This is a genomic window from Pseudomonas sp. TE3-3-F2023, assembly GCF_036784815.1.
Classification (GTDB): Bacteria; Pseudomonadota; Gammaproteobacteria; order Pseudomonadales; family Pseudomonadaceae; genus Aquipseudomonas; species Aquipseudomonas pudica.
Window position 1 is genome coordinate 4,380,529 of record NZ_CP145113.1, and the last position, 17,473, is coordinate 4,398,001.

Annotated in this window: 20 protein-coding genes and 2 pseudogenes; 9 read left to right on the forward strand and 13 right to left on the reverse strand. The window is 58.3% G+C overall.

What is annotated here, in order from left to right:
• Positions 1–128: 128 nt before the first annotated feature.
• Both V3314_RS20180 and V3314_RS20185 read left to right on the forward strand, forming a co-directional pair.
• Positions 129–1,022 carry a LysR substrate-binding domain-containing protein gene (locus V3314_RS20180; protein WP_196172680.1) on the forward strand — a complete coding sequence of 298 codons (894 nt, stop codon included), beginning with the start codon at positions 129–131 and terminating at the stop codon, positions 1,020–1,022.
• 98 nt (positions 1,023–1,120) lie between these two features.
• On the forward strand, positions 1,121–1,825 hold the full coding sequence (locus tag V3314_RS20185; RefSeq protein ID WP_085599320.1) for an SDR family oxidoreductase: 705 nt from the start codon (positions 1,121–1,123) through the stop codon (positions 1,823–1,825).
• Positions 1,826–2,835: 1,010 nt separating this feature from the next.
• Here V3314_RS20185 and V3314_RS20190 read toward each other — a convergent pair.
• From V3314_RS20190 to V3314_RS20205, 4 genes are all read right to left on the reverse strand, one after another.
• Positions 2,836–3,750 carry an AraC family transcriptional regulator gene (locus tag V3314_RS20190; protein WP_046614910.1) on the reverse strand — a complete coding sequence of 305 codons (915 nt, stop codon included), beginning with the start codon at positions 3,748–3,750 and terminating at the stop codon, positions 2,836–2,838.
• A 129-nt stretch (positions 3,751–3,879) separates the two neighbouring features.
• A complete protein-coding gene (locus V3314_RS20195; protein WP_052970518.1) occupies positions 3,880–4,398 on the reverse strand; it encodes a hypothetical protein in 519 nt (172 codons plus the stop codon).
• Between the two features lie 248 nt (positions 4,399–4,646).
• Complete coding sequence (locus V3314_RS20200) at positions 4,647–5,570, reverse strand: NADP-dependent oxidoreductase (RefSeq protein WP_338459565.1); 924 nt, start codon at positions 5,568–5,570, stop codon at positions 4,647–4,649.
• Between the two features lie 58 nt (positions 5,571–5,628).
• Entirely contained in the window at positions 5,629–6,060 is a 432-nt protein-coding gene (locus tag V3314_RS20205) for a DoxX family protein (RefSeq protein WP_012314978.1), read from the reverse strand.
• 295 nt (positions 6,061–6,355) lie between these two features.
• On the opposite strand from V3314_RS20205, the gene V3314_RS20210 reads away from it, so the two are divergent.
• From V3314_RS20210 to V3314_RS20220, 3 genes are all read left to right on the forward strand, one after another.
• Complete coding sequence (locus V3314_RS20210; RefSeq protein ID WP_046614907.1) at positions 6,356–7,093, forward strand: SDR family oxidoreductase; 738 nt, start codon at positions 6,356–6,358, stop codon at positions 7,091–7,093.
• Positions 7,094–7,120: 27 nt separating this feature from the next.
• Positions 7,121–7,375 (forward strand): Atu4866 domain-containing protein, encoded by a 255-nt coding sequence (locus V3314_RS20215; protein WP_046614906.1) that lies wholly within the window; start codon positions 7,121–7,123, stop codon positions 7,373–7,375.
• Positions 7,376–7,583: 208 nt separating this feature from the next.
• On the forward strand, positions 7,584–8,483 hold the full coding sequence (locus V3314_RS20220; protein ID WP_338459566.1) for an AraC family transcriptional regulator: 900 nt from the start codon (positions 7,584–7,586) through the stop codon (positions 8,481–8,483).
• Between the two features lie 17 nt (positions 8,484–8,500).
• On the opposite strand, the gene V3314_RS20225 is transcribed toward V3314_RS20220, so the two are convergent.
• From V3314_RS20225 to V3314_RS20240, 4 genes are all read right to left on the reverse strand, one after another.
• Positions 8,501–9,058, reverse strand: a complete 558-nt coding sequence (locus V3314_RS20225; protein ID WP_135002295.1) for a flavin reductase family protein — start codon at positions 9,056–9,058, stop codon at positions 8,501–8,503.
• Between the two features lie 79 nt (positions 9,059–9,137).
• Positions 9,138–9,899, reverse strand: coding sequence for an SDR family oxidoreductase (locus tag V3314_RS20230; protein WP_027609281.1), 762 nt, complete (start codon positions 9,897–9,899; stop codon positions 9,138–9,140).
• A 132-nt stretch (positions 9,900–10,031) separates the two neighbouring features.
• Entirely contained in the window at positions 10,032–10,448 is a 417-nt protein-coding gene (locus tag V3314_RS20235; protein WP_046614903.1) for a nuclear transport factor 2 family protein, read from the reverse strand.
• 152 nt (positions 10,449–10,600) lie between these two features.
• Positions 10,601–11,506, reverse strand: a complete 906-nt coding sequence (locus V3314_RS20240; RefSeq protein ID WP_196172683.1) for a LysR family transcriptional regulator — start codon at positions 11,504–11,506, stop codon at positions 10,601–10,603.
• 116 nt (positions 11,507–11,622) lie between these two features.
• Between V3314_RS20240 and V3314_RS20245 the strand changes: the two genes are divergently transcribed.
• On the forward strand, positions 11,623–12,114 hold the full coding sequence (locus V3314_RS20245) for a hypothetical protein (protein ID WP_052970517.1): 492 nt from the start codon (positions 11,623–11,625) through the stop codon (positions 12,112–12,114).
• 34 nt (positions 12,115–12,148) lie between these two features.
• Here V3314_RS20245 and V3314_RS20250 read toward each other — a convergent pair whose 3' ends face one another.
• From V3314_RS20250 to V3314_RS20265, 4 genes and pseudogenes are all read right to left on the reverse strand, one after another.
• Entirely contained in the window at positions 12,149–12,454 is a 306-nt protein-coding gene (locus V3314_RS20250; RefSeq protein ID WP_046614901.1) for an antibiotic biosynthesis monooxygenase, read from the reverse strand.
• On the reverse strand, positions 12,451–13,422 hold the full coding sequence (locus V3314_RS20255) for a zinc-dependent alcohol dehydrogenase family protein (RefSeq protein WP_046614900.1): 972 nt from the start codon (positions 13,420–13,422) through the stop codon (positions 12,451–12,453). Before V3314_RS20255 ends, V3314_RS20250 begins: the two co-directional genes overlap by 4 nt.
• A 63-nt stretch (positions 13,423–13,485) precedes the next feature.
• Positions 13,486–13,788: a metalloregulator ArsR/SmtB family transcription factor gene (locus V3314_RS20260; protein ID WP_003256877.1), complete on the reverse strand. Its 303-nt coding sequence runs from the start codon at positions 13,786–13,788 to the stop codon at positions 13,486–13,488.
• A 71-nt stretch (positions 13,789–13,859) separates the two neighbouring features.
• Positions 13,860–14,222 (reverse strand): annotated as a pseudogene (locus V3314_RS20265) (LysR substrate-binding domain-containing protein); the annotation flags it as partial.
• Here V3314_RS20265 and V3314_RS20270 point away from each other — a divergent pair.
• Both V3314_RS20270 and V3314_RS20275 read left to right on the forward strand, forming a co-directional pair.
• Positions 14,218–14,574 (forward strand): annotated as a pseudogene (locus tag V3314_RS20270) (DMT family transporter); the annotation flags it as partial. The pseudogenes V3314_RS20265 and V3314_RS20270 sit on opposite strands and share 5 nt — an antisense overlap.
• 177 nt (positions 14,575–14,751) lie before the next feature.
• Entirely contained in the window at positions 14,752–16,206 is a 1,455-nt protein-coding gene (locus tag V3314_RS20275) for an MFS transporter (RefSeq protein ID WP_046614899.1), read from the forward strand.
• A gap of 14 nt (positions 16,207–16,220) precedes the next feature.
• On the opposite strand, the gene V3314_RS20280 is transcribed toward V3314_RS20275, so the two are convergent.
• Entirely contained in the window at positions 16,221–17,072 is an 852-nt protein-coding gene (locus tag V3314_RS20280) for a LysR family transcriptional regulator (protein ID WP_046614898.1), read from the reverse strand.
• A gap of 113 nt (positions 17,073–17,185) precedes the next feature.
• Between V3314_RS20280 and V3314_RS20285 the strand changes: the two genes are divergently transcribed.
• Positions 17,186–17,368 carry a hypothetical protein gene (locus V3314_RS20285; RefSeq protein WP_338460326.1) on the forward strand — a complete coding sequence of 61 codons (183 nt, stop codon included), beginning with the start codon at positions 17,186–17,188 and terminating at the stop codon, positions 17,366–17,368.
• Positions 17,369–17,473: the final 105 nt, after the last annotated feature.

Below are 17,473 nucleotides of genomic sequence, written 5' to 3' on the forward strand. Positions count from 1 at the left end.
GGTTTCTTTAGCTATTTTCAGGGAGTAGCCTCGGCACAGTGAATCCTTCGGGCCCGATCAGGTTATCAACCGTGTGAAGGCATCAGAGAAACAGAAAAATTGCCAAACTCGATAGAATCTTCATTGCCATGCCAGACGGTTTCCCTGACTTGCCCTCGCTGAACGCGTTGCGTGTTTTTGAAGTGGTGGCTCGCCGCTTGAACTTCCGTGTGGCTGCCGAGGAACTGGGCGTGACCCAGGCAGCAGTTGCCCAGCAGATACGCGGATTGGAGGCGAGCCTGGATCTGCGTTTGTTTGAACGCCTGCCCCGTGGCTTGGCGTTGACCGATGCGGGCCTGAGCTATAGCGGAAGCATTCGCAGTGCGCTGGCCATGATCGACGAGGCAACACGCCTGCTTCGGCCACAGACTTCTCACCTGACAGTCAGCGTTACACCTACCTTCGCCTCGAAATGGCTGATTCCCAGGCTCGGCAATTTTGCGCAGAGTCATCCAGACATCGATTTGCGTGTGCTGGCAACCGATCGGCTGTCGCACTTCAGCAACGATGGTGTGGATATCGCTGTCCGCTATGGCAACCCCGAGTTCGGAGCGGGTTTGAATAGCGAGCTGCTGATGGAGCAGCGTATCGTTGCGGTGGCCAGCCCAAGGCTGTTCGAAGGCAACGAAATACCTGCCAGCTTTGCGCAGTTGCAGGACTTCGTCATGTTGCACGATGCCCATAATTTCTGGCCTCAGTTCCTTGCAGAGCTGTTCCCGCATCACCTGCAACCCACAGCCAGAAATCTGCGCTTCAATCAAACCTCATTGGCCATTGAAGCGGCAATCAGTGGCCAGGGCATTGCCTTGGCCAGCCCTGCGTTCGTCGGTGATGACATTGCCGCAGGTCGACTGATGCAGGTTTTTACCCAACAACTCAGGGTCGACAAGTCGTTTTATCTGGTCTGGCCACGCAAGATGAAACAGCCGGACTCATTGAGCGTGGTCCAACACTGGCTCAAGCAGCAAGCTGTCGATAGTTAATCTATCGCAATAGTAAAGTTTAGCTGTCTCCCTCACCAATGGGGCTGCTGCTAAGGTGAATGCACCTGAAAAATCAGCATTGAAAGATTGGAGGCAGCATGTCAGTAGAAAAAGTTGCGATTATAACGGCAGGTGGCAGCGGCATGGGCGCAGCTGCAGCACGACGCCTGGCCGCCGACGGCTTCAAGGTTGGGATTCTCTCCTCTTCGGGCAAGGGCGAGGCGTTGGCTGCCGAACTCGGCGGTATTGGTGTAACGGGTAGCAACCAGTCGGTTGAAGACCTGCAACGCCTGGTCGACGCTGTCGTGGAGAAGTGGGGCCGTATCGATGTGCTGGTCAATAGCGCCGGCCATGGTCCACGCGCGCCAATCCTGGAAATCAGCGACGAGGATTGGCACAAGGGTATGGATACTTACCTGCTCAATGTCATTCGCCCGACTCGCCTGGTGACGCCTTACATGCAGCGTCAGAAGAACGGAGTGATCATCAACATCTCCACCGCCTGGGCGTTCGAACCCAGCGAGCTGTTCCCGACTTCTGCGGTATTCCGCTCGGGCCTTGCCGCGTTCACCAAGATCTTCGCCGACAATTTCGCCGGCGATAACGTGCGCATAAACAACGTCCTACCTGGGTGGATCGACAGCTTGCCGAGCACCGAGCAACGCCGCGACAGCGTGCCGCTCAAGCGCTACGGCACCAGCGAAGAAATCGCTGCGACCATTGCGTTCCTTGCTAGCGAAGGCGCGGCCTACATCACCGGGCAGAACATCAGGGTCGATGGCGGCGTAACACGCAGCATTTGATAGTCCGTGGTCGCAGCGCTGCTGCGGCCTGCACCTGTGGCGAATGGACTGTGGGCAACGAGATCCGGGCGTGCATGGGGCCGGCGCCCCCTGCTTCTGCCCTCTTCGAAAGGGAGGGTTGTCGTCACGGTCTCTTAAAGTACCAGTAAGGCTTTGGTATAGCTCTCCGGGCATTGCGAAGACCTGCGCCCTTGGTGTTCGCAATGGTCCAACCGAGCAGTGCATTTGGACGCGCTATCGCTTGTAGGTGGGCTTGGCCGTGTGAGGACTGGTCCAAACGACCTTCGGCTTGCTCGCTAGCACTCCGCTGACGCCAGAAGGAACGCTTTCAATCTGGCCGCCCAGCTTGATGAACAACTCGGTCTGTTCATTCAAACGCTCATGGGCACGCTGCGTCTCGGGGGATATGGCCTGGTGCATAAAGCTACCTCAAAGTGAGAAGCCGCAGAGCACGGCTACGTGGTCACTATACAAGGATTTGGCTGTATCCGTTTGAATTGCGACAAGGTGCTCGGAAATGCCAGCATAATGAACACTAATTTCCGCATGTTTGGCTTAGAAAGCCACGAACCTAACGATCCGCCGATGGCAACACAAACGAAAGTTCGGCAGTTCCAGTTCCGCGGTAATCGACCGAAGGCAGCGTCGGAGATTAGGACATCAGCCTCGTCAGCTGGCCGCTCGGGCACTCCAAGGAGGAAATCTGTATTTTTACGTAAGGTGCTGACCGCGCTAGTTTTACCGGAACTTGCTTTCTTTGCCTGGTTGTTTGGCCATCCGTAAGAGACGATAACGATGCGGGCCCACCAGCGCTTTGGCGAGCTGCAAAACCTCTCCCCGGCGTTTTGCCAACCTAATCAAAACCCCTCTCAGATTCAGACTCATCAAGCGCCCATAGCCTAGCCGCGTCAGCAATTTCGAGCATGTCGATAGCGGCCGAAAAGGTGCTGCAGCGCCTTATGCTCGGCGTCCGCCATCAGGGTTATTTTAGCCAAGCCTTCAGTAGCACCTTACCCGAGAGAGCGAAGCTTCGCGATATCTCGGCTCGGTGGGGCCCCAAACATCCGGCTGTATTCACGGCTGAACTGTGAGAGACTTTCATAGCCCACCTTGAATCCGGCTGTAGATACATCCAGACCCTCTGAGATCATCAACCTGCGTGCATGCTGCAGGCGAAGTTGTTTTTGATACTGCAAAGGACTCATGGCGGTGACAGCCTTGAATCGATGGTGAAGCGTCGAGTTACTCAGATTGACATAGCTCGCTAGCTCATCAATGTGCAACGGCTGTGCATAATTGTTGTTCAGCCATTCAATGGCCCGAGTGACGCGATGGGTCTGGCTATCGGTTATGGCTATCTCATGTAAACGCTGACCCTGCTGGCCTTTGAGCAGTCGGTAGAAAATTTCTCTTAGTGCTAGCGGCGCCAACGCTGGGATATCCGATGGCACATCCAACAGACGTACCAATCGCAGCATTGCATCGAGCAAGGAGCTATCGATCTTATCCAGATATAGCCCTCGGTGGGGGTGTTGGCTCGGCACGCCGACAGGGCTGACGTCTGCGATCAGCTGAGCGATTTCTGCCGGATCGATATCCAGGCGGATGCAGAAATAGGGCTGTTCTGAGGATGCCTCTGTCACTTGACCCGCTAGAGGCAGGGTTACCGAGACGACCAGATAGTTCAAAGGGTCGTAGACATAGCTTTCTTCCCACAACTGCACCTGTTTACGGCCCTGCACAACGATGCATAGCCCCGGCTTATGGACAGTATGGATCACGTCGGTTGGAGTATCACTGCGTATGAAATGCAGCGGAGCAATTCCCGTCTGAAACACGCCATAGGTGGGAGCATAACGAAGCATGGTTGATGCCAGCTCGGCCCTCAGACGCGTCAGCTCTTCGTCCCTATCATCCACTGCCATTACCTCCCATTAGGCTGGTTCTATTGCAAAGAATAAATTGGCCCGCTGCTTTTTGGGTAGATGCTAATGGTCTCCCTTCAAATGCAAGAGCCCGGCGGGCCGGGCTCTCGATAGGAAGGGCTATATGCGTCAGGCATTGGTGGTACGATCCACATCGACTTTAGCCACTCTACGGGCATTAAGACGTTCCGCACCATCTTCAGCCACACGGCGGTCATTCAGGCGATCAGCACCACCCTCAGCCTGACGGCGGTCATTCAGGCGATCCGAACCATCCTCGGCCATGCGTCGGTCATTCAGGCGATCAGCACCACCCTCAGCCACACGGCGGTCATTCAGGCGATCAGCACCGTCCTCAGCCACACGGCGGTCATTCAGGCGATCGGCACCACCCTCAGCCATGCGGCGGTCATTCAGGCGATCCGAACCATCCTCGGCCGTGCGCCGGTCATTCAGGCGATCAGCACCACCCTCAGCCACACGGCGGTCATTGAGACGATCCGCTCCACCCTCCACCACAAGGGGAGCCATCACTTCTTTGCAGGTCTGATTGGTCCAACGGCCAATTTCTTTGGCCGGCAGTGCCATCGAACTTGCACTGAGAGCAGATAAGGCAATTCCAATCATCATTGAATGTACAGTTTTCATGACAGCGACTCCGTAATTTGCGATGGATTCGTTGCCGGTTTTTCAGTGCAAAGCGTGACGTGGATTCCTGTTTGTTGCAGGCTAGGTCGCTCTGATGGCCGGCGGCAGAAGCGGGCTCGCTTTCTGCTTGGGCTCAGATTACGGCGGCGATAAGCAGGCCGTTATTTGGTTCCTGCGAGGCTTTTGCATATTCCTGCGCAGGGCTGCTTTCTGGCGGATTCACTCGAGCGCAGGGCCTTCGAGGTTAATCACCGATTCACATCGAACACCAGTTTGCCGCGAGTATGTCCTCCCCGGCTTAGCATCAAAGCCTCAGCCGCGTTGGAAAGCGGAACGACCTCAACCTCGACGTGGAGCTTCTTCTCAGCAAACAATTTCGCTATCTCCGCTAACTGGCGCCCGTCCGACCGGGTTGCGAAGTTTTTGCCCACTACGCCGTACTCAAGAGCTTTCTGCACGTTGGGCGTGCTGACAGGCGAGACTAATACCCCACCGCGTTTGATCACCGCCCAGGAGCGATCCTGAGTTTCTCCGCCGATCAGATCAATGACGGTATCGACATCGCTGACGAGGTTCTCGAACTGTTGTGCGGTGTAATCCATGAACTGATGGGCGCCGAGTGATCGGAGGTAGTCTCGGTTTCTGGTCGAGCCCGTTGCCACTACATGAGCGCCGACCAGCCGTGCTAACTGGACCGCGAAACTACCCACCCCGCCTGCGGCACCGTGAATCAAAACAGTCTGGCCTGGCTGGATTTCGGCTTGTTCGTGCAGCGCCTGCCAAGCAGTAAGCGCTGCGGCAGGAATTCCACCGGCGTGAACAAGTGATAGCCCATCGGGTTTGTGCGCAAGCCTGTCGGGCGTTGCAAGAGCCTGAGTGGCGTAACCACCGACTATTCCAATGAATCCGAACACCTCATCACCCACAGCGTATTCATGAATATTCTTTCCAACTGCTGCAATGGTGCCAGCAACCTCGACACCCGGTGTGTAGGGGAAGGACATTGGGATGAACTGCTTCATGGCCCCCGAGAGAATCTTCCAGTCGATCGGATTGATTCCGCTCCCGGCAACGTCAATCAGAACCTGGTCATCGTTGGGCACCAGCTCTTCAAGCTCTATCAGCTCAAGCCGCTCAACCTGACCGTACTCTGCCACTTGTATAGCTTTCATGAACTTCCCCGTCTGTAGGTAATGGTTTATCTAGTCGATAGTTGCCAGCGCGCGTCAGTTACTGGCGACGCGCGTCCAAGCTGAAGCGGCCTGCGCCGTAGGCCACGATCTGCAACAAACCGCCGGCCATCGCGATGTTCTTGAAGAAGTGAATGAATTGATTTTGATCGGCCAGAGCGCTGTGGAAGATCACCGCAGTGAGGACACTGAAAAGCGCCAAAACTGCTGCGACAACACGGGTTTTATAGCCGGCGATCAGAGCAACACCGCCGGCTATTTCCACAAGGATGGCAAGCGTCAGCGCTAAGGAAGGAAACGGCAGACCAACTGAACTGATGTAGCCGATCATCATGGCCGGCGCGCTTACCTTGGATACGCCTGAGAGGATGAAGATCGCGCTCAGAAAAACGCGTCCTACTAGTGCGGCGGCACCAGCTGTTGCAGCCGAAGGATGAGAGACTGAGCTTGAAATGGTGGCGGCGTGAGGCATGGCATACGTTCCTTGATATAAGCATTCCGGAATGGAACGCTGGTATGAGTAAGTTTGGAACAGCCTCACATAGCTGAATAGACGCCTAATTTCGTTGTTTACGTTCGATGAAATCGACAAGCATGTTTGCTTTTTGCCCGCTGTCATTGCATGGCCTCAAACGCCGACCGCTTACGCAGGATCGTGCATGTTGACCGGAGGAATCGGATAACCCAGCCCAGCCAAGGCTTCTTACTCTTGCTTCACCACCTGCCTGCCGGCGGTGGCCCCTTAAGCCAGAAACAGGAGTACGAAAATGCACGGCATCGAACAAAAAGTCATCGTCATCACCGGCGCCAGCAGTGGTATCGGCGAAGCGACAGCCCGCCTGCTTGCCAGCAAAGGCGCTCGCGTGGTCCTGGGCGCCCGCCGCACCGATCGCCTGGAAACTCTGGCCAGGGAGATTCGTTCAGCAGGCGGTGTCGCTGATGTCCTGGCGCTGGATGTCACCAACCTGGATGACATGCAGTCCTTTATCGACTTCGCTATCGAACTGCACGGACGCGTCGACGTGCTGATCAACAATGCCGGCGTCATGCCGCTTTCGAAACTCGAAGCGCTCAAGGTAGATGAGTGGAATCGGATGATCGATGTGAACATTCGCGGCGTCCTGCACGGCATTGCCGCAACTCTGCCGCTCATGCAAGAACAGCGTGCCGGTCAGATCATCAATATTGCCTCGATTGGAGCCTACGCCGTGAGCCCGACCGCTGCGGTGTACTGCGCTACCAAATATGCCGTACGGGCCATTTCCGAAGGTTTGCGCCAGGAGGTGGGGGGGGACATCCGGGTCACCGTCATTGCCCCAGGCGTCACCGAGTCCGAACTGGCCGACAGCATTTCCGATGAGGGCGGGCGAACCGAGATGCGCGAGTTCCGCAAGATCGCGATTCCAGCCTCGGCGATTGCCCGGGCGATCGCCTACGCCGTAGAACAGCCTGCAGATGTCGATGTCAGCGAACTGATCGTGCGTCCAACCGCAAGTCCATTCTGAATGTTTGGTCGACAGCGAGGAAATGCCATGGGTGAACCACTTGGAGAGCAGGATAAATACGTTGGCATGTGGGTGACGGCTGACGGTCGCATTCGCCATGAGCTCCTGCCTGGCGGCCGCTATGACGAAGCCCGCGGAGAGCAACAAAGCGCGTACCAAGGTCGATACTGGCTAGAGGGTGATCACATCGAGTATGTGGATGACAGCGGATTTACTGCCGACGGGGAGTTTCGTAGCAACGTGCTGTATCACGCAGGGATGATTCTATATCCCGAGCGTTGAAGGCCCGGCCGGAATGGAGACATTCCGGCTTTTTTTCGACCTTTACCTTTCAGAACACGCATCCAGAGCGGGTTCTTTACATCCCCAAACGGGTCCGCGATGGGCCTTCACCATTGAAAGCCTAGGCTTGAACTTCAAGTCCACCCTGTGAGACCAATGCCCGAGGTGGCTCGTTTGAGCACGCGTACTGACTGAGGTGACAATTCCCATGGATGTCATAGAGCGGACTTCAGCCCATGGTTTGGAGGCTTACATTCGGGGTGAGCGGCTTGCCGCCTCGGACGTCCTGGCCGATAGGGATATGTTGGTGCAGATCTTCAACCGGGAGCGTAACGAAGAGAGCTTTATCGTGCCCGCCGTAGCTGAGCCCTTGCTCGTGTGGATCATCTCCGGGAATGCTGCCGTTCAGGAGCGTGAGCTTGATGGCGACTGGCAATGTAGCCAGGTGTCCAAAGGTGATTTCTTCCTGACTACCTCGTCACAGCCTTACGAGATGCGCTGGCACGTAGACGGTGTAGAACCATTTGAAGTCATGCATATCTACCTCGGCATCCCGCTTTTGGAAAAAGCCATCCATGAGGTCTTGGGCGGGTCTGTGGAAGCGGTTCGACTACGTGAAGTCTCAGGCGGGCGTGACGATGGGTTGTCCGTTCTATTGGAGCAAGTTCGCCTGGAGCTGACGGGGCACAGGGCCAGTCCACTTTATCTGCAGGGTCTGGCCCAGTGCATCGCCATTCACCTTGCCCGCAGCTACCTAGACAGCTCAGCGGACGATATCGTGCGCCGCAACGCATTGCCTGCTTACAAGCTGCGCCGCGTGCTGTCGGCGATGGAGGCGAATCTGGCTGAGGAATTCAATCTCGGGCACTTGGCCGAAATAGCTGGGATGAGCGAGTACCACTTCAGCCGGCTGTTCAAAAAAGCCGCTGGTTATTCTCCGTCGCAGTTCTTTATCAGACTGAGGATGGCAAGAGCCCGGCAGCTCCTGGTCGAAACGGATCGGAGCGTGATCGATATAGGCTTGGAGATCGGATACAGCAGCCCAAGCCATTTTTCGCAGGTGTTCAAACGTGAGGTTGGCATCACGCCCACTCAATACCGTAAATAGTGAGTGGGCTATGCCAGTCAGAGGTTCTGGGGACGGAATAGCTGGCGAAAGTCCAAGGTTTCTCCAGCCACCATGAATTGACCGCCTCCCCTGTAGTGCAGCGTTCTAGGCTGCTCCACGGAGCGATCTACGTGCGCTTTGACGACTTCCCAGATGAACAAACCGTAATCGCCAATCAGCTTCGAATCGTACAGCTGGCATTCGAAGCTGGCATAACATTCGGCTATCAGCGGCGCTGCAACCCGCGTCGCCGCTGTCGCGGTAAGTCCGAATTTACCAAACTTGTCCACGTCAGTGCCCGTACTGTTTCCCACCGCGACCACCTGGTCCGCCAGCTCCAGAGTGGGTACGTTGATCACGCATTGCTGGCTGTTGCGAATCAGTTCATAGCTATGGTTCCCCGACCAGATGTAGCAGCCAAAAAGGGCTGGATCGAATTGCATCATCATGTGCCAGCCCATGGTCATGATGTTGCTTTCGCCGTTCCAGGCTGAGGTCACGAGCACGATGGGCCCGGTTTCCAGATGCTGGCGAACGTCGATGAGGGGAAAGTCGGATTTTCGAAGTGCGGTCATGACGCCTCCGCTGAAAAGGTCTGCTAGCAAGGAAACGCGTTGTGCTGCCAATTCAGCACAACGCGGACGAGGCGAAGGATTAACCTACCGGGACACTCATGCCGCCATCGGCCATGACCACCGAACCGACAATGAAGCTGGCGCGCTCGGAAGCCAGGAAAGAGACAATCTCGGCAATCTCTTCCGGTGCTGCAGCTCGACCGATCGGCGCGGACTTGCCATGCTCTTGCAGGAACCCACGACCGTCTTCCATGAAATGGTTCAAAAGGTTGGTAACCACATCTCCCACGCCAATGGCATTGACCCGAATGCCATGCTCAATTGCTTCCAGTGCCTGGGTACGAGTCAACTGTGCTAATGCGCCTTTGGACGCGGTATAGGCCGCGATACCGGGAAATGCGAAGTAGGACGCGTACGAGGCGATGTTCACGATCGCGCCGCTCTTGTTCTTCATCATCTCCTTCATCGCCTCTCGGGAATGAAGAAACGCCCCCGTCACGTTGGTTTGCATCTGCCATTCCCAATCTTCACGGGTCATTTCGACGAGGGGCTTGTATAGGATGCGACCGGCGTTATTGACCAGGACGTCCAGCTTGCCAAACTTCTCTACCGCCAACGCCACCGCTTGCTCGGCAGAACCGTCAACGGTGATATCGGCGACGAAAGGAACCAGGCCGGGACGCTCAAGGGCGTTGACTTTCGGGTCGATATCCTCGGCAATGACTTTCGCTCCACGGCTGTGAAGGAGCTCGGCGATGGCCTTCCCGATGCCGCTAGCCGCGCCGGTTACCAGCACCACTTTGCCTGCCACTTCGTTTGGGGTTGGGATGAAGTCAGTCATTTTGATGTCTCCAAGTCAGGAATTGGTTGTCGCTTTCGACGGTGCCAATTTCTCTCTTTTTGACATGCGACTCCTTGGCGACCTTGCTTTGCCTGTCGGAGTTTTGCTTCTTTCGTGCACTCGGCTGCGCCGCTAGCCTGGCATCACCACGGGGGAGTCCAAGGCGTAAGCCGCCTGGACAGGATCGAAGTACTCACGAATATGCGTCAGCTTACCCTCACGAACGCTAACGAAAACGACATATTCTTGCGAGTAGGGTTTACCCGTCTCAGTGATGATCCCCTGTGCCTTGACTTGCGCGACGGCGGTTAGTGGATCAGTGAATTGTTGAATACGTAGATTGTGGAATTGAAACGACTCCACCGCTCCGACAAACCATCCGACATGATTGAGCACTTGCTCGCGGCCGACCAGCTTCTCCGGGTGACCGAGACTCGGGGCAAAAGGCAGCTCCCAGACGATGTCCGGAGCGAGTAGGGATTTCCACTTTTCATGGTCATCAACAAACATTTCGAAATGGTGGTGGAGAAGCTCGGCTGCTGAACACATAAGTTCACCTTTGTAGCACCGGAGTCTTGCGATTATTGAGGCCCAGGCACCGAAGGTGCGCGTGTCTGGTCTATGAGCAACACCCTAACAGGGGCTTAGCTGGCTAAAAACCAGAAGAATATCGAACGGTTAATACGACTTATTCGACAAGTCTAGAGAGCTTCGGCTTGCTGGCCGAAGCGTTTGATGAGCCATAGCCCAGCCGGCCCAGGCGGCGAATCAGTCCGGTAGATAGCGTCAAACGCGTAAGAGCCGCCTTTGCAATCAGGAAGATCGAGATGGATAAGGTGTCCCGCATTGAGGTCCGCTTGGACCATAGGTAAGGGCATGTTGCCCCAGCCAATGCCCTCCTTGAGGAGCATGTGTTTTGCGCCTAAGTCAGCGAGCCGCCATGTACGGGGGCTCACTACGGCAAAATCTCTGTCCCCGGTAAGCGGTGAGCGGTCTGACAAAACCAATTGGATGTGATTTCTTGCCGCACCAGGCTCGTTGCGGCTGGCGAGGGCAAGTGGGTGCGCCGGGGCTGCAACGGGTACTAACTCAACACTCCCTACACCGACACGCTCAAGGCCATCCCTTCCCGGGTCCAGGGGGCCACTGATCCCAATGCCGGCTTTTTTCTCAAGTACTAATTGCGTGACCGCACCGAGCGCTTCCATGTGTAGATGCAAAGCCACGGTGGGAAACACCTGTCTAAAAGTCCTGAGCGCATCGACCACCCGCTCCGCTGGCAGCATTACATCCAAAGCAAGATGCACCTCTGCTTCGAGACCGTGCAGCAGTCCAGACACCTTCGATCGCAGTCCGTTGACTCCGTTGATGATGGTTCGTGCTTCGGCCAACACTGTACGGCCAGCCTCTGTCAGCTGTGGTTTACGTGTCGTCTTGCGGTCAAAAAGTGATACGCCGAGCTGCATCTCCAGATTGGAAATGGCATAGCTCACCACTGACGTTGCACGATGCAATTTCCTTGCAGCGCCAGCGAAGCTTCCCACTTCTACGACCGTCAGGAGAACTTTCAGCTGGTCTAGAGTTGGTGTGCCAGGATCTGAGATCATTTTACCAGCTCGGGCATATTGGATTGAGGCATGCTATTTGGGGCGCGTCACTATGTCGACAGGTGAGTCGATCCTCGGCCGATTATGTTTGAAGCGCCTGTCGTTCTACTGAAGCCATGAGCGACAGCTATGGGGCGAAAGCGGACAGTCGCAAAGGCCAGCAATTCTACGGCTTCGCTATCCATTGCCGGCTAATTGCCGCAGCCTACCTCCAGACGCTGAACAACCTGCCCCAGGAGCTGTGGCAAATGGAAGAAATGGAAACAATCCTCGCCCCAGGCGGCAGATTCGCGGTCAAGGTCGCCGCCTGGGAAGCGCGCAACAGCCAATGGGTGTATGTGCCCTCACTCCTTGATAGGCAAACCCAGGCGGTCATTTTTGCATTCGCCGACCCTCGTTGGTCCATGGATCAGGCCACCTGGCGCAGTCATGCGACGGTTCATTTCGTGCTCCGGAAATTTCCGGGCGATCACCATCCGGCGACACTGGAGCTATTGGTGAATTGCGCCAATCAGACTGCGGTCGTGGTGGCAGGCACCGAACACAAGCTGGCCGAGATCGAGCAAGTACTGGAGGCCGCATTCGAGAAAAAACCAAGTGCGTCCTGACCCGACGGCCTTGCTCGCCCCCCCTGTAAGTCGATCAAACACCCGTGGGAAAGCCGGCACCGTCCACATGATAAACCTGCGGTTCTTCCGACAAGTACGGCGCCAGCCCCAGCATGAACAGGCGATGGTCTTCACTGGCTTCGAAACCAGGCGTGTGGTCTGCAAGTGACGCCCAATGCACGATCAGGTTGAATACGTGTGGCGTCTCTACCCCCTGCGCCAGCATGTGCCCGCCGTAGCCCTTGGCGCGAGTGAGCAAAGGCGCGACCTCGGCAAATGCCTCCCTGAACGCTTCGATGTGTTGCGAATGAACGGGAAGCAGAGCGATTTCATAGATCATGGCAATTCCTCGACAACGGCGATGGCGATCTTTCCCTGGATACCGTTATTGGGGCTCTCCAGACGGGCATGGGCCAGCGCTATGTCGCGAAGGGAGTAGACGGCGCCGATATGCGGCCGCAGTTGCCCACGCGCCACCAACGCACTCAACTCATCGAGCTTGCCGCGGTTCTGGCGGGTGAACACGAAGTGGTAACTGGCGTTCTTGCCCCAGGCCTGGATGAGGTTCTGTGGTTGTGCCGTATCCACGATCGACACGACGCGGCCCAGTTGTGCAAGCACATCAGGGCTACCTGCCAAGGTGTTGCCTCCGATGCTGTCGAACACCACATCGACACCTTGTCCGTTAGTCTCCCGCATCACGGCAGCAACGTAGTCTTCTTTTTCGTAATCGATGACCACGTCGGCGCCCAGCCCACGTACGAATTCAGCGTTGGTCTCGCGCACCGTGGTGAACACCCGTGCGCCCATGGCTTTGGCCAGCTGGATCGCCACATGACCGACGCCCCCTGCACCGCCGTGTATGAGGATGCTTTCCCCCACTCGAAGCGCCGCACGCACGACCAGTGCTTCCCACACCGTGCCACCGACCAGGCTCAGGCTAGCCGCCTGCAGATGGCTCAGTGACGCAGGCTTCCGGGCGATAATGCTTTCGGCTGCCACGTGGTACTCGGCATAACTCCCCGGCCCGCCGAATATCTGCGGCGTGTACCAGACTTCGTCTCCTGGAGCGAAGGCCGTCACGCCCGCACCAACGGCTTCTACAACCCCCGACACATCATGCCCGGTAATTGCGGGCAGCTGCACCAGGTCGTAGTAGTCACCACGGCGGACTTGATAATCCAACGGGTTGATGGATGTTGCGTGTACCCGGACCAGCACCTGTCCCGCCAGCGGTACAGGCTTCGGCACCTCGCAGAGCTCGAAGGCATCTGCCCCGCCGTAGGATTTGAGCAACATCGCCTTCACGGTAAACCTCCATATCTGGAATAAGGGATATCGAGATATTTCGATATGATGAAGCAAAAAAAGTTACAGGTCTTTCCCGATGATCTCGGCAAGCGCGCTGATGGCGGCTTCATTGCGTTTGTAATATGTCCACTGGCCTATGCGCCGGACCTCAACCAAACCCACCCGTTGCAGCGTTGCGAGGTAACTCGACACCGTAGACTGCGAAAGCCCTATGCCTTCCTGGATACTGCTGACGCACACGCCCACCGTCAGAACGTCCCCTTCGTCTTGAGGAGGGAAGTTCTTTGCGGGATCCTTCAACCCCTTCAGTATCTGAAGGCGTATCGGGTTCGACAGGGCTTTGAAGACTTCTAGCAATTCCATGACGCGAGGATATCGAGATTCTTCGATAAGTCAATACCCGCTGGCGGCGCATCGAAGCGTCCGCCCCTTGCTTACAACCGAAACGATTGCCGCATCGCCCGCGCCAGCAAAGTCACGGCGCCGTCCCCGCCCGATGCCGGGCTGCGCACGAACAGGATGTCGTGGTCGGGAATGGCCGGCAGCCCCTCGAGGATCTGCATGCGCTCGGTGACCTTGGCCCGGTCGATCACACTGATGGCCAAGCCGGCTTCCACACAGGCCTTGACGGCCTGGTTGGAGTGGCTTTCAAGGATAATGCGCGATCGGCGTCCCGAGGCCTTGAGTGATTCGACCATGGCCTCACGGTAGGGGCATTGCAAGGCATGGGCAGCCAGCGGCAACGGGTCGCGCAGGACCGCCGCCGCGTTCATCGGCCCGACCCAGACCGGTTTCGTCTCCAGTTTCGCCTTCGCGGCCATCGAAGGCAGCCAACGCAGCCTGGCACCGGTTGCCAGCGCAGGCTTTGCACTGAGCGTGTCGTGGACCGTGGCCCTGTCGACGCTTGGCGGCTATGGGCTGTACTGGGCCTGCCTGCGCAGGTCCTCAGCCACCCGCGTCGCCAGCGTGCTGTACCTCAGCCCACCGATCACCCTGCTCTGGGCCTGGGCGATGTTCGATGAGCCGTTGTCCTGGCAGATGGCAGCGGGAATGGCGCTGTCGGCGGTCGGTATCTGGCTGGTGGTACGCGCCGAGGCCCGGCAAGCCGGCCGCGATGACCGCAAGCCCAACCACCCTACCCCACGCTGAGGTGCCAGCGAGACTGACAGCAATGAACGTTGCCCGTGCAGTTTCGTAAGGCGCGCGCCGGGATGTGATTCCCTAGAGTGTGGCCCATCGGCCAGGCACGAGCGGGTCGACAACCCTGCTCCAGGAAACCTGGCCTGCACGCGTATCGAACCTGAGTTGCCACACAGGATGCCTGTCATGTCTCGAATCGAAAACGAAGCCAGCGAACCCCGGCGCTGGTTGATGTTCGCCATCTTGCTGGTCGGTGCGTTTCTGCCTCCGCTGGATTTCTTCATCGTCAACGTCGCGCTGCCCTCGATACAGGCCGACCTGGGCACAGGTGCCTCTGCCGAGCAGCTGGTGATCGCATCCTACGCGACGCTCTATGCCGTGACGCTGATCACCGGCGGACGACTCGGCGACCTGTACGGTCGCGGGCGGATGTTCTTCATGGGCCTGCTGGGCTTTGCCGCTGCTTCGCTGCTGTGCGGCGTGGCGGCTGCACCATGGGTACTGGTGCTCGGGCGCGCCTTGCAGGGCGTAAGCGCCGCCGTGATGGCGCCGCAGGCACTCGCCTCGGTGCAGGCGATTTTCCCGGCAGCGGAAAGGTCATTGGCCCTGAGCCTGTACGGGGCCGTGTTTGGCCTGGCGTCTGTGCTCGGCCAGGCGCTGGGCGGCGTGCTGATTGCGCTCGACCTGTTCGGCATGGGCTGGCGCGCGATATTCCTGGTCAACCTGCCGATTGCATTGCTAGTGATTGCATTCGGTATCCCCGTGCTCAAGGACACCCGTGCGCTGCAGGCGAGCAAGCTGGACCTGGTGGGCACGGCGTTGTCGATGCTGGCCCTCGGCGCCCTGGTCGTGCCGTTGATCGAGGGCCGCGAAGCGGGATGGCCTTGGTGGGCGGTACTGTCGCTCGCCGCAGCGCCTGTACTGGGGGCGTTGTTCTGGCGCTACGAGGCGCGCCTGCACCGCACCGGCGGAACCCCTTTGCTGGCCCCGGCCGCGCTGCAAGCCCACGGGCTGGGCCGGGCGTTATTGGTAGCGCTGTGCTTCTACGCCATTGGCGTGTTCTTCCTGCTGTTTTCGATCTACCTGCAAGGCGCACTGCATATGACCGCACTGCATGCCGGCCTGGTCTTCCTGCCGTTCGGCGCCGGCTTCCTGATCGGCCCGCTCTCGGTTCCCCTGCTCAGGCGCGTCCTCGGCGGTTACCTGAACCCCGTAGGCATGGGGCTGGAGGTGATCGGGTTGCTATGGCTGGGTTGGCTGATGTCGGTGACTGCGCCTGGCCTTGCCCCGCCCTTCACGTCCGTGACGGCCACTCTGTTCCTGATCGGGCTGGGACAAGGGCTGGCCTTGCCGACCTTGATGCGCCTGGTCACGGGCCGGGTCGCACCGGCATATGCCGGAATGATCGCAGGCATCACCAGTGCGACCTTGCAGATCAGCACCTCGCTGAGCGTAGCCCTCATCGGCGGCGTTTTCTACAGCCTGCTTGGTGAGCAGGCAACGGCCGCCCGCATCACCCACGCCTTCATGATCGCCGTGCTGTGCATGGCCGCCTGCCTGGCCGTGGGAGTTGCGCTGAGCCTGACGTTGGCGCGACAGCCGGCACCACTGGCGGAGGCAGCGGCGATGCGCCCGAGCTGAGCGTCGGCAACCTGCTACCCCGTGCCAATCATGCTGGAGGCAAGGTCGGCCAGGGCGCGCAGCCGGTCCAGCTGGCGCATGTCGCGGTGATAGCCCATCCAGATGTCCCGCCCCGGGGGTGGCTGGTGCTCATCCAGCAGCCGCAGGCCCGGCACCGCGTCGCCGAGCACGCGTGGCAACACGGCGACCCCAAGCCCTTGCGCGCACATCTGCGCCTGGACCGTCCGGCTGCTGCTCGTGAACACGGTGCGGGCCAGCGGGTAGCGCTGCTGTAGCCAGTGCACATCCGGGTAATGGGCCTGGGCAACGTTCATCAGGATCAACCCCAGCCCCTCGCCGCCCGGTTGTGGCGCCGGAGCATGCAACGCGGTGTAGAGCCCGTACGGCAAGGTCGTCAGCTTGCGCTGGACGATGTCGGGTTCGGTGAAGGGCACGATGCGAAAAGCGATGTCGGCATCGCGGCGGGCAAGGTCGAACAGCCGATGCCCGGCGATGACTTCGGGCACGATCAACGGATACCGCCGTGCCAGTTCGGCCAGCACCGGCGACAGCACATGGCAGGCGAACCAGTCGGCCGAGGAGATGCGCAACAGCCCCTCCGGCTGATCGCCATGCCCCGCCAGGCGACGTTCGATGGCCAGGGCACTGTGCTCCATGGCGAGGGCCAGGTCGAGAATCCGCTCGCCATTGTCGGTGAGCACCAGCCCTTGGGCAGTGCGCAGGAAAAACGCTTGCCCACTGGCCTGTTCGAGCACCTGCAAGCGTCGCCCGACCGTCGGGTGACTGACCTCCAGCGCCCTGGCGGCCCCTCCCAACGAGCCACTGCGAGCAATCGCCAGGAAGATCCGCATGTCACTCCAGTCCATGCTGCCCTCCCGTGCCAGAATGAGTGATGAGGGTGCAACAATGACGGCGTGGCTGCAATCCCCTGAGCGGCTGCCATTCCTGTGCGGTACCGGTGGCAAGAAGCACCATGGCTGTGAAACGCACATTAAAGGGAAGGGTCGAAGCAGGCGAGCCGCTGATGCGGCAAGCGCTTCGAGCTATCCGCGATGCTCAAGCAGCGGAGGCCTTCGGGTTGGCAAAGCATGAGGTAGAGCGCCTTCAGCTACTGGCGGACTGGCTTTATGAGGCTCAAGCTTCGGCTCGACCCGGGGGATGAAATCGAGCGGCTACGTCAAATAGCGGAGTCGCAATTTCGAGCTGTAAACGAGTACCAGCTCAGAGCTATGGGTCGTCATTCTTCAGGCTTCATCAACTGAATATT

Excerpts from the sequence above, each read along its gene's own strand:
- V3314_RS20180 (WP_196172680.1), top strand. The coding sequence starts at position 129 with ATGCCAGACGGTTTCCCTGACTTGCCCTCGCTGAACGCGTTGCGTGTT.
- V3314_RS20185 (WP_085599320.1), top strand. The coding sequence starts at position 1,121 with ATGTCAGTAGAAAAAGTTGCGATTATAACGGCAGGTGGCAGCGGCATG.
- V3314_RS20190 (WP_046614910.1), bottom strand. The coding sequence starts at position 3,750 with ATGGCAGTGGATGATAGGGACGAAGAGCTGACGCGTCTGAGGGCCGAG.
- V3314_RS20195 (WP_052970518.1), bottom strand. The coding sequence starts at position 4,398 with ATGAAAACTGTACATTCAATGATGATTGGAATTGCCTTATCTGCTCTC.
- V3314_RS20200 (WP_338459565.1), bottom strand. The coding sequence starts at position 5,570 with ATGAAAGCTATACAAGTGGCAGAGTACGGTCAGGTTGAGCGGCTTGAG.
- V3314_RS20205 (WP_012314978.1), bottom strand. The coding sequence starts at position 6,060 with ATGCCTCACGCCGCCACCATTTCAAGCTCAGTCTCTCATCCTTCGGCT.
- V3314_RS20210 (WP_046614907.1), top strand. The coding sequence starts at position 6,356 with ATGCACGGCATCGAACAAAAAGTCATCGTCATCACCGGCGCCAGCAGT.
- V3314_RS20215 (WP_046614906.1), top strand. The coding sequence starts at position 7,121 with ATGGGTGAACCACTTGGAGAGCAGGATAAATACGTTGGCATGTGGGTG.
- V3314_RS20220 (WP_338459566.1), top strand. The coding sequence starts at position 7,584 with ATGGATGTCATAGAGCGGACTTCAGCCCATGGTTTGGAGGCTTACATT.
- V3314_RS20225 (WP_135002295.1), bottom strand. The coding sequence starts at position 9,058 with ATGACCGCACTTCGAAAATCCGACTTTCCCCTCATCGACGTTCGCCAG.
- V3314_RS20230 (WP_027609281.1), bottom strand. The coding sequence starts at position 9,899 with ATGACTGACTTCATCCCAACCCCAAACGAAGTGGCAGGCAAAGTGGTG.
- V3314_RS20235 (WP_046614903.1), bottom strand. The coding sequence starts at position 10,448 with ATGTGTTCAGCAGCCGAGCTTCTCCACCACCATTTCGAAATGTTTGTT.
- V3314_RS20240 (WP_196172683.1), bottom strand. The coding sequence starts at position 11,506 with ATGATCTCAGATCCTGGCACACCAACTCTAGACCAGCTGAAAGTTCTC.
- V3314_RS20245 (WP_052970517.1), top strand. The coding sequence starts at position 11,623 with ATGAGCGACAGCTATGGGGCGAAAGCGGACAGTCGCAAAGGCCAGCAA.
- V3314_RS20250 (WP_046614901.1), bottom strand. The coding sequence starts at position 12,454 with ATGATCTATGAAATCGCTCTGCTTCCCGTTCATTCGCAACACATCGAA.
- V3314_RS20260 (WP_003256877.1), bottom strand. The coding sequence starts at position 13,788 with ATGGAATTGCTAGAAGTCTTCAAAGCCCTGTCGAACCCGATACGCCTT.
- V3314_RS20275 (WP_046614899.1), top strand. The coding sequence starts at position 14,752 with ATGTCTCGAATCGAAAACGAAGCCAGCGAACCCCGGCGCTGGTTGATG.
- V3314_RS20280 (WP_046614898.1), bottom strand. The coding sequence starts at position 17,072 with ATGGACTGGAGTGACATGCGGATCTTCCTGGCGATTGCTCGCAGTGGC.